Annotated in this window: 1 protein-coding gene; it reads left to right on the plus strand. The window is 69.7% G+C overall.

Going from position 1 to position 228, the window contains the following annotated elements:
* Nucleotides 1-228 (plus strand): Y-family DNA polymerase (locus R0J87_RS25575; RefSeq protein ID WP_498889817.1); only part of this gene is annotated, 228 nt, incomplete at both ends.

A 228-nucleotide genomic window follows, 5' to 3' on the forward strand; every position in this document is an offset into this window, starting at 1 on the left:
GTCGCCTCCGGCGAGGTGATGGCCGCGCTCCGGTCGCTGCCCGACGTGGTGCTCGAGGTCATCGGATGGGATGAGTGCTTCCTCGGTGTGACGACGGAGGACCCGGAGCGGATCGCCACCGCTGCACGGGCGGCCGTGCTGGCCGCGACTGAGCTACACTGCTCCGTCGGCATCGGGGACAACAAGGTGCGTGCCAAGATCGCGACCGAGTTCGGAAAGCCGCGCGGG

The organism is Halomonas sp. SIMBA_159, from assembly GCF_046536035.1.
GTDB classification, from domain to species: domain Bacteria; phylum Pseudomonadota; class Gammaproteobacteria; order Pseudomonadales; family Halomonadaceae; genus Vreelandella; species Vreelandella venusta_A.